Annotated in this window: 11 protein-coding genes; all 11 read left to right on the top strand. The window is 43.5% G+C overall.

The genetic code is table 11. The features are described 5' to 3' along the window. Positions 1-112: 112 nt before the first annotated feature. Positions 113-1756: a ComEC/Rec2 family competence protein gene (locus ACH9UM_RS05930; protein ID WP_400092232.1), complete on the top strand. Its 1644-nt coding sequence runs from the start codon at positions 113-115 to the stop codon at positions 1754-1756. A gap of 27 nt (positions 1757-1783) precedes the next feature. Next, a complete protein-coding gene (holA, locus tag ACH9UM_RS05925) occupies positions 1784-2767 on the top strand; it encodes a DNA polymerase III subunit delta (RefSeq protein WP_009319832.1) in 984 nt (327 codons plus the stop codon). A 61-nt stretch (positions 2768-2828) separates the two neighbouring features. Continuing rightward, positions 2829-4643, top strand: a complete 1815-nt coding sequence (gene lepA / locus ACH9UM_RS05920; RefSeq protein WP_009242258.1) for a translation elongation factor 4 — start codon at positions 2829-2831, stop codon at positions 4641-4643. Between the two features lie 65 nt (positions 4644-4708). Continuing rightward, positions 4709-5980 carry a radical SAM family heme chaperone HemW gene (hemW, locus tag ACH9UM_RS05915; protein ID WP_004845691.1) on the top strand — a complete coding sequence of 424 codons (1272 nt, stop codon included), beginning with the start codon at positions 4709-4711 and terminating at the stop codon, positions 5978-5980. 195 nt (positions 5981-6175) lie between these two features. Then, positions 6176-7225, top strand: a complete 1050-nt coding sequence (gene hrcA, locus ACH9UM_RS05910) for a heat-inducible transcriptional repressor HrcA (RefSeq protein ID WP_009242257.1) — start codon at positions 6176-6178, stop codon at positions 7223-7225. 27 nt (positions 7226-7252) lie between these two features. Beyond that, complete coding sequence (grpE, locus tag ACH9UM_RS05905) at positions 7253-7906, top strand: nucleotide exchange factor GrpE (protein WP_004845693.1); 654 nt, start codon at positions 7253-7255, stop codon at positions 7904-7906. Between the two features lie 59 nt (positions 7907-7965). Further along, complete coding sequence (dnaK, locus tag ACH9UM_RS05900; RefSeq protein ID WP_004845694.1) at positions 7966-9840, top strand: molecular chaperone DnaK; 1875 nt, start codon at positions 7966-7968, stop codon at positions 9838-9840. Positions 9841-9963: 123 nt separating this feature from the next. Beyond that, entirely contained in the window at positions 9964-11157 is a 1194-nt protein-coding gene (gene dnaJ, locus ACH9UM_RS05895) for a molecular chaperone DnaJ (protein ID WP_004845695.1), read from the top strand. 260 nt (positions 11158-11417) lie between these two features. Next, on the top strand, positions 11418-12830 hold the full coding sequence (locus ACH9UM_RS05890; protein WP_009242256.1) for an amidophosphoribosyltransferase: 1413 nt from the start codon (positions 11418-11420) through the stop codon (positions 12828-12830). 70 nt (positions 12831-12900) lie between these two features. Further along, on the top strand, positions 12901-14268 hold the full coding sequence (locus ACH9UM_RS05885) for an MATE family efflux transporter (protein ID WP_009242255.1): 1368 nt from the start codon (positions 12901-12903) through the stop codon (positions 14266-14268). A gap of 146 nt (positions 14269-14414) precedes the next feature. Beyond that, positions 14415-15245, top strand: a complete 831-nt coding sequence (locus tag ACH9UM_RS05880) for an Mrp/NBP35 family ATP-binding protein (RefSeq protein ID WP_004845699.1) — start codon at positions 14415-14417, stop codon at positions 15243-15245. Positions 15246-15304: the final 59 nt, after the last annotated feature.

Here is a 15304-nt window from a genome sequence, read left to right as displayed (position 1 = left end):
GTACATATCCCCTAGGGGTTATCCCCCTAAGTAAAGGATGCCGATTGTTTCTTTATAATAAGAAGTTATGCCATCTATAATAGACAGGAAAAAACCCTAGACGGGGCTTCATATGTCCTTTATCGGAAGCGGTCTTTATGGATTTCTGAGAAAAGGAGGAGTGGGATTTCCGGTGTCAGGAGCTGTCGGAACGACTGTTTTGCTTTTTTATACAGTAATGACCGGAGCGAGTATTTCAGCTTTAAGAGCGCTTATTATGTTTTCCGTTCGGATGGGCGCTGAAGTGACAGGAAGAGATTATGACCTTCCCACAAGTCTTGCTGTGGCAGCGGCGCTGCTTAGTGCAAAAGATCCTCTCTGTCTGTCAGATGCAGGATTTTTGTTTTCTTTTGGATCACTTTGCGGAATTTGTATGCTGACGCCTTTGTTTGAATGTTTGTTCGGGTGTGGTACGGAGAAAAAGAATATATGGACGCATATGGGGAAAGCGGTGAGCGCAAGTTTGGCAGTGAATCTGTTTTTGCTTGGTCCTATGCTGTACTTTTATTTTGAAATCCCGCCGTACTCGGTTTTTTTAAATTTGTTTGTGATCCCGGCTCTCCCGGTTATTATGGGAACGGGGCTGTCGGGTTCTGTGATGATCCTGCTTGTAAAACCGATCGGTATTATTTTGCTGAAAAGTTCCGGCGTGATACTTTGGGCGTATGATCGATTGTGCTCTGCGGCAGTTATGCTTCCGTTCGGGCGGATAACGGCAGGAAAACCGAGCGTACAATTACTTGTCGCTTATTATGTGATATTGTTCGCGTTATATGGAATGTATCGGCGTTTTCCAAAGAAAATATGGGGGTATATGCTTTTTGTTTCGGCGGCGTTTTTGATTGTTTTATGCGGAGCAAAAACCCGGGATATTGAAGGAATAAAAATAACAGTGCTGGATGTGGGGCAAGGTGATGGCATTGTTCTTTCGGGAAAAGGGAAAAACTATTTGATAGACGGGGGCAGCAGTGATGTAAAACAGGCAGGCGCTCAACGGATCGAACCGTATTTGTTGTCGGAGGGCATCGGATGCCTTGATTATGTATTTGTGACTCACGGAGATGAGGATCATATCAGTGGAATAAGAGAACTTCTGGAAGGGCAGAAGCTGGGAGTTCGTATTGACACGCTTGTGCTTCCTCCCGAAGAATATCATGATGAAAAGTTGGCAGATCTGGCGCGCATAGCGGTAGAAAACGGAACGCGTGTCGTTTCTGTGAAAACAGGAGCAAATATATATGGAAGAGGAGAAAGGCAGACAGAAAAAAACGATTCAAAAGAAGTGATGCGGTTGAGATGTATCGGCCCGCTTACGGACATACCGCAGGGGCTGACAAAACCAAAGGCGGGAAATGAGGCGTCTCTTGTGCTTGAGTTTTCTTATGGGAATTTCGATATGCTTTTTACCGGGGATGTGGAAGGTGCGGGAGAGGAACTTCTTGTTAAAAGCGATGTTTTGAGAAAATATGAAATTTTAAAATGTGCCCATCATGGATCGAAAAACTCGGGTACAGCTGCATTTCTTGAGAAGACAGATCCAAGAGCGGCTATCATCTCGGCAGGAATTGATAATCGGTACGGACATCCGCATGAAGAGACGTTAAATAGGTTGAAAAAGAGAAAAGTGAAAACATATAATACTCAGACAGACGGGGCTGTCACAATAAAGTCTGACGGAATACAGATTAGTATTGAGAGTTTTCTCTTGTCAAAATGATTGTTTTTCCTTTATAATACAAGAGTTATGAAAAGCTTAAATGAAGATTTGAAAACGGGACAATTTAAACAGATTTATCTTCTGTACGGAGAAGAGTCATATTTGAAGCGACAGTATAGGGAACGGCTTGTCAGAGCGATGATTCCGGAAGGCGATACGATGAATTATGCCGTCTATGAAGGAAAGAACATAGATATAAAAGAGGTAATCGATCTGGCGGAGACATTGCCGTTTTTTGCATCGCGCCGTCTTATTGTGTTTGAAGATACAGGCTTTTTTAAAAATGCAGGAACAGATCTGGCAGATTATATTACGGACATCCCGCCTACTACTTATTTTTTATTTATAGAAAAAGAGGTAGATAAGCGAAACAGGCTGTATAAAGCGGTAAAGGCAAAAGGTCATATTGTCGAGTTGACGGTTCAGGATGAAAATACGCTGCGGCGCTGGGTGCTTGGTCTTGTAAAGAAAGAAAAAAAGCAGATGGAAGGCGCAGATGCGGCATATTTTCTGAATAAGGTCGGCACGGATATGGAGAATATCACACAAGAACTGGAAAAACTGTTTTGTTATACGATCGGAAGAGATCGGATTACAAGAGACGATATTGATCAGATCTGTGTCACTCAGATTACGAACCATATATTTGAGATGGTCAATGCGGTTGCAGGAAAAGACCAGAAGAGGGCGTTGGATCTTTATTATGAGCTACTTGCCCTGAAAGAACCGCCGATGCGTATTCTGTTTTTGATGACGAGAGAATACCGCCTTTTATTTCATGTCAAAGGTCTGATGGCGAATGGATACGGGAAGAAGGAAATCGCTTCAAAGGCAGGGATCCATCCGTTTGCTGCGGGAAGGTATATGGATGCGGCGAAACGATATGAACTCGGAGAGCTGAGAACTGTTATGGAAGAAGGGGCGCAGTTAGAGCAAAATGTTAAGACCGGACTTATGACAGATACTTTGGCTGTGGAACTTTTTATTGTGAAGAATTCGGGAAAGCAGTGAAGTTTATCACAAAATCAAATACAGAAATCATATAAAATATGCAAATAATGGAGGAATGAAATTGTCAGTTATAGATCAGAGTAAAATAAGAAATTTTTGTATTATCGCGCATATCGATCACGGAAAATCTACGTTAGCAGACAGGATTATTGAACAGACAGGCCTCTTGACGAGCAGAGAGATGCAGTCTCAGGTGCTTGACAACATGGAGCTTGAAAGAGAACGCGGAATTACGATTAAAGCACAGACGGTTCGTACCGTATATAAGGCAGACGACGGGGAGGAATATATGTTTAACCTGATCGATACGCCGGGACATGTAGACTTTAATTACGAAGTTTCAAGAAGTCTGGCTGCGTGTGACGGAGCGATTTTAGTAGTTGACGCAGCTCAGGGAGTAGAAGCACAGACATTGGCGAATGTATATCTTGCGTTGGATCATGACCTTGATGTGATCCCGGTGATCAATAAGATCGATCTTCCGAGTGCAGATCCGGAGAGGGTGAAAGAAGAAATTGAGGATGTGATCGGTATTGAAGCGGAAGATGCCCCGCTTATTTCAGCTAAGACAGGACAAAATATCCATGACGTATTGGAGCAGATCGTGAAAAAAGTTCCTGCGCCTCAGGGAGATCCAAAGGCTCCGTTAAAAGCGCTGATCTTTGACTCCGTCTATGATTCTTACAAAGGGGTCATTGTATTTTGCAGGATAAAGGAAGGAACGGTGAAGAAAGGAACTCCGATGCTTATGATGGCGACAGGCGCTCAGGCAGATGTTGTGGAAGTCGGAACTTTCGGAGCGGGAAGATTTATACCATGTGAAGAGTTGAGCGCCGGAATGGTCGGATATATTACTGCCAGCCTGAAGAATGTAAAAGAGACGCGGGTGGGCGATACAGTGACTGATGCGTCAAGACCGTGTGACTCGCCTTTGCCGGGATATAAAAAAGTAAATCCGATGGTATACTGCGGACTTTATCCGGCAGACGGAGCAAAGTATCCGGATCTTCGAGACGCTCTTGAAAAATTACAGCTCAACGATGCGGCGCTGCAATTTGAAGCGGAAACATCGGTCGCTCTTGGGTTTGGATTCCGCTGCGGATTTCTCGGACTTCTTCACCTTGAGATTATCCAGGAACGTTTGGAGAGGGAATATAATTTGGATCTCGTAACAACGGCGCCGAGTGTAATTTACAAAATCCATAAAACAAACGGAGAAGTGATCGATCTGACAAATCCGACGAATATGCCGGATCCGGCGGAGATTGATTATATGGAAGAACCTATGGTAAAAGCGGAGATCATGGTTACATCGGAATATATCGGTGCGATCATGGATCTTTGTCAGGAACGCAGAGGCATTTATCAGGGAATGGAATATATCGAGGAAAAACGTGCCGTATTGAATTATCATCTTCCGCTGAATGAAATCATCTATGACTTTTTCGATGCATTGAAGTCAAGATCAAGAGGATATGCGTCATTTGATTATGAGATGATGGGATATCAGAAATCTGAACTTGTGAAGCTTGATATTCTTATTAATAAAGAAGAAGTGGATGCATTGTCGTTTATTGTATTTGCAGGAAGCGCTTATGACCGCGGAAGAAAAATGTGCGCGAAATTAAAAGAAGAAATTCCGAGACAGCTTTTTGAGATTCCGATACAGGCGGCAGTCGGAAGTAAGATCATCGCTCGTGAAACAGTAAAGGCAATGAGAAAAGATGTGTTGGCAAAATGTTATGGCGGTGATATTTCACGTAAGAGAAAACTGCTTGAAAAGCAGAAAGAGGGAAAGAAAAGAATGCGTCAGGTCGGCAGCGTAGAGATACCGCAGAAAGCATTTATGAGCGTACTGAAGTTGGATGACGAGTGATTTTTGTTGTCGATGTATAAGTGAAAAAGTGATGTTTAAAACATCTTAAAGAGGTAAAGGAAAATATGAAAAAAGAACTGGAACTGTATGTGCATATTCCTTTTTGCGTAAAGAAATGTGCGTATTGTGATTTCCTTTCGTTTTCTGCAAAGCAAGAGGAGGTTTCTGCTTATGTGGAAGCTCTTGCGGAGGAGATAAAAGGAAAAAAAGAACAGTTTTCGGATTATTGCGTGACAACGATTTTTTTAGGCGGTGGAACTCCTTCTATATTAGAGGGAGTATACACTGCCTCTATTTTTCGTGCTTTGCGGGAAAGTTTCGATATTGCGGAGAATGCGGAAATAACGATGGAAGTAAATCCCGGAACTGTGTCGGAAGAAAAGATAAACATGTGGAAAACATGCGGAGTGAACCGGTTAAGTATCGGTCTTCAATCGGTCGATGACGGAGAACTGAAAATGCTTGGACGTATCCATACATATGATGAATTTCTCACTACATGGAAGATGGTAAGAAAAGCAGGATTTCATAACGTTAATATCGATTTGATCTCGGCGATTCCCGGGCAGACAAAAAAGAGCTGGGAAACAACGCTTCGCACAGTTGCGCAGTTACAGCCGGAACATATTTCCGCATATAGTTTAATTATAGAAGAAGGAACTGTTTTCGGTACGATTTACGGGGAGGATGGGGAGCGGATATGCCAAAAAGAACTGTTGTCCCGCGAGAGTAGTATGCCGGAAGTATCAGATAAAGACGGTAATATAAGAAAAGACAGACAGATACTTCCGCTTCCCGATGAAGATACAGAACGGGCGATTTATGAAATAACAGAGAAGATCCTTCGGGAATACGGGTATGAGAGATATGAGATTTCAAATTATGCAAAACCGGGATATGAGTGCAGGCATAATTTAGGGTATTGGGAGCGAAGAGAATATCTCGGACTGGGACTGGGGGCGTCCTCTCTGATTGCCGAACACCGATTCTGCAATACAGATAAAATGGATGTTTATATAAGACTGAATAAGACTGTAGATCCGGACGGCAAAAAAGAAGAGAGTAAAAAAGCGGTATGGGAAAAAGCAGAAGAAGTAAGTGTACTGTCAGTGCAAGAGCAAATGGAAGAATTCATGTTTCTCGGACTGCGGAAAACAGATGGAGTGTCGGAAAAAAGTTTTTTTGAAACATTCGGGGTGCAAATAGATACGGTTTACGGAGAAACGATCGGAAAACTTGAAAAAGAACGTCTTTTGATAAAAGAAAAAGGGCAGATCCGCCTGACAGAGCGGGGAGTTGATATAAGCAACTATGTAATGAGTGAGTTTTTGTTTTGAAAAAGCGGATGCTGTGATTCTGCCTCTTTCGGATAATAGGAAATTCAGATAGAAGACATCGTTTCGGATGTACAGAAATAAATAAAAAAATAATAAACACTGTTGACAAAAGGAAAATGCAGTGCTATCTTAATATACGAAAGGTGTTAGCACTCGAAAGAAAAGAGTGCTAATAGCGAGAGAGGAGGAAAAGCTGTGGCGGTCGATACGTCGTTAAGTGAAAGAAAACTTACTATATTAAAAGCGATCATACAGAATTACCTTGAGACCGGAGAACCGGTTGGCTCGCGGACACTTTCTAAATATACAGATCTGAATTTAAGTTCCGCGACGATCAGGAACGAGATGGCAGATCTTGAAGATCTCGGTTATATTTTTCAGCCGCATACGTCGGCGGGAAGGATTCCTTCGGATAAAGGATATCGGCTTTATGTTGATATGCTGATGGAAGAAAAAGAACAAGAGATTGCAAAAAGAGAAAGCGCGATGTTGGAGAAAACCGATAAGGTTGAGAAAGTATTACAGCAGGCAGCAAGAGTTTTGGCGACGAATACGAATTATGCGACGATGGTATCGTCTCCGATTAACAATCGGAATACGCTGAAATTTATTCAGCTTTCTCAAGTTGATGCAGAACAGATCGTAGCGGTTATCGTACTTGGCGGTAATGTAATCAAGAATAAGATCATCGAAGTAGGGGAAATGTTAAGTAATGAGAATCTTCTGAAGTTAAATATGCTTCTTAATACTACATTGAACGGACTTCCGATCGATCAGATCACACTTGGATTGATCGCAAGGCTGAAAGAGCAGGCAGGCATTCACAGTGAGGTTGTCGCTCATGTACTGGATGCGGTGGCAGAGACGATCCATGTAGAAGAAGATATGAAGATTTATACAAGCGGAGCTACGAACATCTTTAAGTATCCGGAGTTGAGCGATAAGCAAAGCGCACAGGAGATCATCAGTGCATTTGAAGAGAAGCAGCAGCTCGCCGATCTTGTGACAGAGACACTGGCAAGTGAGGATAGTCACGGAATACAGGTTTATATCGGAGATGAGACTCCGGTTAAAACAATGAAGGACTGCAGTGTCGTGACAGCGACGTATGAACTTGGCGAAGGCATGAAAGGAACGATCGGCATTATCGGACCGAAACGGATGGATTATGAACATGTCATGAAGACGCTGAAAATTCTGCAGGGAGAGTTGGATGCGATTTATAATAAAGATCCAAAAGGATAGAAAGGTGGAAAGCCGGTGGGTGACAAGATGAGCAAAGAAGATATGATAAAAGAAGCTGTCGAGGAAGCAAAGGCAGAAGCGGCAAAGATGGAAGACGAAGCGGCTGCAGATGAGCAGGACGAGGCGGCAGAGACGAAAGGATCTGTTGAGGAGGAAGCTTCAAAAGAGACGGAAGAGTCTCAGGATACAAAAGATACAGAATCAAAAGAAAAGAAAAAGTTTTTCGCAAAGAAAGAAAAAAAAGATAAAAAAGACGAGAAGATTGAAGAATTGACTGATCGTCTCACCCGTCAAATGGCAGAGTTTGATAACTTCCGCAAGCGTACAGAGAGAGAAAAATCTCAAATGTATGAAATCGGAGCGAAAGATATCATAGAAAAAATTCTTCCGGTTATCGATAATTTTGAACGTGGTCTTGCAGCCGTGCCGGAGGAAAGTAAGGAAGATCCTTTTGTAGAAGGAATGGAAAAAATCTACAAACAGATCATGACGACTTTGGAAGGGGTCGGTGTAAAACCGATCGAAGCGGTAGGCCAGGAATTTAATCCTGATTTCCATAATGCGGTTATGCATGTGGAAGATGAGGAAGCGGGTGAAAACATCATCACGGAAGAATTTCAAAAAGGCTATATGTATCATGACAGCGTCGTAAGACACAGTATGGTAAAAGTAGCAAATTAGTAGAAAAGCAACTTTATTTCAGAATAATAAAAAGCGATAAGAAGCAGGAGGAAAAAATCATGGGAAAAATAATCGGTATTGACCTTGGTACAACAAACAGTTGCGTAGCTGTTATGGAAGGCGGACAGCCGACAGTGATCGCAAACACAGAAGGCGCAAGAACAACGCCGTCAGTCGTAGCGTTTACAAAGACAGGAGAGCGTCTCGTAGGAGAGCCGGCAAAACGTCAGGCAGTTACAAACGCAGACAAAACAATTTCTTCTATCAAAAGAGAGATGGGAAGCGATTTTAAAGTGACGATCGATGAGAAAAAATATTCTCCTCAGGAAATTTCCGCAATGATCCTTCAGAAATTGAAAGCGGATGCAGAAGGTTATTTGGGAGAAAAAGTAACGGAAGCTGTTATTACAGTTCCGGCATACTTCAACGACGCGCAGCGTCAGGCTACAAAAGATGCAGGAAAGATCGCAGGTCTTGATGTAAAACGTATCATCAACGAGCCTACGGCAGCGGCTCTTGCTTACGGCCTGGACAATGAGAAAGAGCAGAAAATCATGGTATACGACCTTGGAGGTGGTACGTTTGACGTTTCCATTATCGAGATCGGCGACGGCGTGATCGAAGTTCTCTCAACAGCAGGAGATAACCGTCTTGGCGGTGATGACTTTGACCAGAAGATTACAGATTATATGCTGGCAGATTTTAAGGCAAAAGAAGGCGTTGACCTTTCAACGGATAAGATGGCTCTTCAAAGATTAAAAGAAGCGGCAGAGAAAGCAAAAAAAGAACTTTCTTCCGCAACAACAACAAATATCAACCTTCCGTTCATTACGGCAACTGCCGAAGGACCGAAACACTTTGATATGAATCTGACAAGAGCAAAATTCGATGAGCTGACAAGAGATCTCGTAGACAGAACGGCAGAGCCGGTAAGACGCGCTCTTTCCGATGCGGGACTTACAGCGGCAGATCTCGGTCAGGTATTGCTTGTAGGCGGATCTACACGTATTCCGGCAGTACAGGAAGAAGTAAAGAGACTGACAGGAAAAGAACCGAGCAAATCTTTGAATCCGGATGAATGTGTTGCTCTTGGAGCTTCTGTTCAGGGAGGAAAACTTGCAGGAGACGCAGGAGCAGGAGATATCCTTCTTCTTGATGTTACACCGCTTTCTCTTTCTATCGAAACAATGGGCGGAGTTGCCACAAGATTGATCGAGAGAAATACAACGATCCCGACAAAGAAAAGCCAGATATTCTCTACAGCGGCAGACAACCAGACAGCGGTAGATATCAATGTCGTACAGGGAGAAAGACAGTTCGCAAAAGATAATAAATCACTCGGACAGTTCAGACTTGACGGAATCCCGCCGGCTCCGCGTGGAATCCCGCAGATCGAAGTTACTTTCGATATTGATGCAAACGGTATCGTCAACGTATCTGCAAAAGATCTCGGAACAGGAAAAGAACAGCATATCACGATCACAGCAGGTTCTAATATGTCAGATTCCGATATTGATAAAGCGGTAAAAGAAGCTGCTGAGTTTGAAGCTCAGGATAAGAAACGTAAAGAGGCGATCGATACAAGAAATGAAGCTGATGCAATGGTATTCCAGACAGAAAAGGCAATCAAGGAAGTCGGCGATAAACTGGATGCCAACGATAAAGCGGCTGTAGAAGCCGATATGCAGGCGTTAAAAGACGTGCTGGCAAAATCAACTCCGGAAAATACATCTGAAGCCGATGTGGCTGAGATCAAAGCTGCGAAGGAAAAACTGATGGAAAGCGCACAGAAACTTTTCACAAAGATGTATGAGCAGGCAGGCGCAGCGGCAGGTGCAGGTGCAGCAGGACCGAATCCAGGTCAGGATGCAGGACCGGCTCCGGAAGGATTCAACGGAGATGATGTCGTAGACGGAGATTATAAAGAAGTTTAAGATATCAGAGGAAACGAGATAAAAGCTTGAAATATCAGGCAAAATGTAAAATAAAAATTCTACGGGATCGTGTAAAAAGCGGTTTCGTAGAATTTTCTTGAGGAAAGGTAGAGTATTCGTATTATGGCAGAGTCAAAGAGAGATTATTACGAGGTGCTCGGCATCGGGAAAGATGCTGATGAGGCGGCGATCAAAAAAGCATACCGTGTACTGGCAAAGAAGTACCATCCCGATATGAACCCGGGGGATGCCGAGGCGGAAAAGAAATTTAAAGAGGCATCAGAAGCATATGCTGTTTTAAGCGATCCTGAAAAACGACAGAAATATGATCAGTTTGGTCACGCGGCATTCGATGGCGGCGCGGGCGGCGCAGGCGGTTTCGGAGGCTTTGACTTTAGCGGTGCGGATTTCAGTGATATTTTCGGCGATATTTTCGGCGACCTGTTCGGCGGCGGAAGACGAGGCGGAAGAAGTAACGGACCGATGCGAGGCGCAAATGTCAGAAAAAGTATAAGAATCACATTTGAGGAAGCGGTTTTCGGATGTGAAAAAGAATTAGATCTTATTTTGAAAGATCCATGTGAAACATGTAATGGAACAGGGGCAAAACCCGGAACATCTCCCGAAACATGCCCGAAATGCGGGGGCCGGGGGCAGGTTGTCTATACATCCCAGTCTTTTTTCGGAACAGTTCAAAATGTGCAGACATGTCCTAACTGCGGAGGCTCCGGTAAAGTGATTAAGGAAAAATGTTCAAAATGCGCAGGAAGCGGATACATTGCAAACCGAAAGAAGATCAAAGTGTCTATCCCGGCAGGAATTGATAACGGCCAGAGCGTTCGTATCAGAGACAAGGGAGAACCGGGAGTAAACGGCGGACCACGGGGAGATCTTCTTGTAGAAGTGAATGTTTCGGCGCATCCGTCGTTAAAACGACAAGATATTCATATTTTCTCTACGCATCCGATTTCATTTGCGGTAGCGGCGCTCGGAGGAGATATTCGTATTCCTACGGTAGACGGAGATGTGATTTATAATGTAAAACCGGGAACGAAAACAGATACAAAAGTGCGCCTTAAAGGAAAAGGAGTTCCGTCTCTTCGTAATCCACAGGCAAGAGGAGATCATTATGTGACGCTTGAGATCCAGACTCCGGAAAGATTAAGTTCGGAGGCGAAAGAAGCGCTGCGAAGATTTGATGAATTGACGGGAAATACACTTCATGAACATGATGAGACAACAGGGAAAGTCGAGAAGAAGAAAAAGAAAGGCTTCATGGAAAAAATGAAAGAGATGAAAGAAGCCTTGGAAGACTAACAGGTAAGAGGATGTCAAAATAAGGCATCCTCTTATTGTATAGACGGAGAAAATGGGAATCGTTTGCAGGGAGAATGATTTTGATGCCAAAGCGGCAAAAATAAAGGAATAGAACTTCTGCTTATATATATCTATAATAAACGATAATAGCAGGCATATGAAAGAAAGTATTGACTTATCGCCGGGAACTCCTTATCCTTTATAAGGTGAAAGATAAATAGCAGAATGAATTTGATAAATTTACAGGAGGCACATAGAAAATGGGTGGATTTTTCGGAGTTGCATCAAAAAAAGACTGTGTATTGGAGTTATTTTACGGCGTGGACTATCATTCTCACCTCGGAACGAGAAGAGGCGGAATGGCTGCGTATGGAAACGGAGAGTTCTGCCGTGCGATCCATAATATAGAAAATGCTCCTTTTCGTACAAAATTTGACAGGGATGTAGATGAGATGAAAGGCAATCTTGGAATCGGATGTATTTCTGATTACGAGCCGCAGCCGCTTCTTATACAGTCGCATCACGGAAGTTTTGCGATCGTTACGGTTGGAAAGATCAATAATGAAGAAGAACTTTTAGAAAAAGTGTTTGAAGAAGGGCATTCCCATTTTCAGGAGATGAGCGGAGGTAAGATCAATGCGACAGAGCTTGTGGCATCTTTGATCTGTAAGAAAGAAACGCTTGTGGAAGGAATCCGTTATGCGCAGGAAACTGTAAACGGCTCTCTTACGCTGCTTCTTATGACGAAAGACGGAATTTATGCGGCGCGTGACAGATATGGAAGAACTCCGGTTGTTGTCGGTAAGAAAGAAGAGGCGTACTGTGTTTCTTTTGAAAATTCAGCGTATATTAATCTCGGTTATGAAGCGTACAAAGAATTAGGGCCGGGAGAGATCGATCTGATTACTCCGGAAAGCGTGGAACAGTTGGTAGCTCCGGGAAAAGAGATGAAGATTTGTTCTTTTTTATGGGTTTATTATGGTTATCCGACTTCCTCTTACGAAGGCGTCAATGTAGAAGAAATGCGTTATAAATGTGGAAGTATGCTTGCAAAGCGCGATGGAGATTCTGTGCATCCTGATATTGTAGCCGGAGTTCCTGATTCTGGGATCGCACATGCGATCGGATATTCTAATGAATCGGGAATACCGTATGCGAGACCGTTTATTAAATATACGCCGACGTGGCCGAGGTCATTTATGCCTACAAGCCAGAGTCAGAGAAATCTGATCGCAAAGATGAAGCTGATTCCGGTGCAGTCTCTGATCGAAGATAAGAAACTGCTTTTGATCGACGATTCTATCGTGCGCGGAACGCAGCTTCGGGAGACGACGGAATTTCTCTATAAGAGCGGAGCGAAAGAAGTGCACGTACGTCCGGCGTGTCCGCCGCTTGTGTACGGTTGTAAGTTTTTGAATTTTTCAAGATCCAAATCAGATCTTGATCTGATCACACGCAGGATCATTCAAGAGGCAGAAGGAGAAAACTGTCCGGCAGAAGTGCTTGCGGAATATGCCGATCCGGACAGCTGCCGTTATGCGAAGATGGTAGAAGAGATTCGGAAGATCCAGAATTTTACGACTCTTCGTTTCCACCGTCTGGATGATCTGATTGCATCGATCGGAATCAATCCGTGTAAAGTGTGTACGTATTGCTTTAACGGAAAAGAATGATCGAAAAACAGCTGCAGAATCATTACAGGGCAGCAAAAGAATAAGTAAAAGGTAGTTTACGGAAAATATCATGCTAAAGAGAGAAAATCATATAGAAATTGACCGGAGAAAGTTTTACAAAACGGTGCTGGCGCTCGTTGTTCCTATGGCTCTTCAAAATCTGATCAACGTAGGCGTGACGGCGGCAGACGTCATTATGTTAGGCGCTGTTGGAGAAAAAGCTTTATCCGGCGCATCTTTGGCAGGACAGATTCAGTATATTATGACATTGTTCCTGTTCGGTCTGACCTCCGGAGCGACGGTGCTCACGGCTCAGTATTGGGGAAAAGGCGACCGGGATGCGATTGAAAAGATATTAGGAATGGCAGTAAAAGCAGCGGTCTGTGTGACGGCGCTTTTTACTGTGTCGGCTCTTGCGGTACCGGAACTGTTAATGCAGGTATTTACAAACGATCCGGTTGTTGTTTCGGAAGGAGTTAAATACCTGAGAATTGTGGCGTTTACCTATATAATGATGGGAGTTACGCAGGCATATTTGTATATTATGCGGAGTGTGGAACGGGTTGTTGTGGCAACAGTTGTCTATCTTCTGTCTCTTATATGCAATATCATAATGAATGCGATTTTCATTTTTGGTCTGCTCGGACTTCCGAAGATGGGTGTGGCAGGAGCGGCGCTTGGAACTCTTTGCGCCCGTATTCTGGAAGTTGTGCTTGTTGCGATATATGCCCGTTTATTTAACAGGGAGATCAGGCTGAGGTTCAAATATGTGCTTCATACGGATAAAATTCTATTTTCTGATTTTATGCGTTATGCCCTTCCGGTTGTAGTCAATGAAGTTTTATGGGGACTTGGAACGGCGGCGAACACAGCGATACTCGGTCATATGGGAAGCGCGGCTGTGGCGGCAAATTCAGTGGCGCAGGTGGCAAGACAGCTTGCGACAGTTGTATCGTTTGGGTTGTCCAGCGCGGCGGCGATCTATCTTGGAAAGACGATCGGAGAGAAAAAGACAGAGTATGCGAAAGCATATGCAAAACGGTTTCTTATATTGAGCATTATCATGGGAATATTGGGAGGAACTGTGATTCTTGCGGTTTCGCCTTTGGCATCGGCGGCACTGACTTTGAGCGGTACGGCAAAAGAATATTTGAGGATCATGTTTTTTGTTATGTCTTATTTTGTTGTCGGCCAGGCGATTAATACAACGCTTGTCGTGGGGGTGTTCCGTTCGGGCGGCGATACGAGATTCGGATTGATTCTCGATATGACGACGATGTGGTGCTGCTCGATATTGTTCGGTTTTCTTGCGGCATTTGTATTTAAGCTAAGTGTGCCGGTTGTTTATGTGATACTTATGAGTGATGAGATTATTAAAATACCGATCACATATAAACGGTATCGAAGTTATAAATGGCTCAACGATGTGACAAGATAACAGTGGAACGGTTGTAAACAGACGTTAAATGAATATGAATAAATGATTAATAAATGAGAAATGATATTCGGGCAAAATCAGTACAAGATTTTGCCCGAATGTGTTATACTTAGAAAAGAGTAAATTATAGAAAGAGGTAGCAGATCATGCCTGAACAGCAAAATACAAACGGATGTACAGAAGAATCTTGCGCAGGATGCGCACATGCAGATTCATGCAGCAGCAAAAAAGAGGATTTCCGTGAACCGGAAAACAAATATTCATCTATTAAAAAAGTAATCGGTGTAGTCAGCGGAAAGGGCGGTGTCGGTAAATCGCTTGTGACGGCGTCGCTCGCAAGAATGATGAGAGAAAAAGGATATACAGTCGGAATTTTAGATGCGGATATTACAGGTCCGTCTATTCCGAAAATGTACGGAATACATGAGAAAGCAAGAGGAACGGAAGAAGGGATTCTTCCATGTATTGCAAAAGATGAGACAAGAATTATGTCGGTCAATCTTCTCCTGGAAGACGAATCCGCGCCCGTTATTTGGAGAGGTCCGATTATTGCGGGAGTTGTGAAGCAGTTTTGGACAGATGTTATGTGGGGCGATATTGATTATCTGTTTGTAGATATGCCGCCGGGAACAGGAGACGTTCCTTTGACAGTATTTCAGTCGCTTCCGGTAGACGGTGTGGTGATCGTGACATCTCCACAGGATCTTGTACAGATGATCGTGAAAAAAGCGGCGAATATGGCGGAACAGATGAATATTCCGGTACTTGGGATCATAGAAAACTACAGTTATGTAAAATGCCCTGACTGTGGAAAAGAGATTAAAGTGTTCGGAGAAAGTCATGTAGAGGAAGCAGCTCGGGAGATGAACGTTCCGGTGCTTGGCCGTATGCCGATTGATATGAAGCTGGCAGAGGCAGTTGAAAATGAGAAGTTTTACGAAGCGGAGAATCCGTATTTGGCAGATGTCAAGTTATAAGAATCATCCTTGCGCCGGCAAGGTATATTGTTGAAAATGTTTTTGCCGATCGGTATAAA

It is taken from the genome of Mediterraneibacter torques, assembly GCF_044591705.1.
GTDB classification, from domain to species: Bacteria; Bacillota; Clostridia; order Lachnospirales; family Lachnospiraceae; genus Mediterraneibacter; species Mediterraneibacter torques.
The sequence above is the reverse complement of the archived record's forward strand: the minus strand, read 5'-3'. Positions and strand labels throughout refer to the sequence as shown.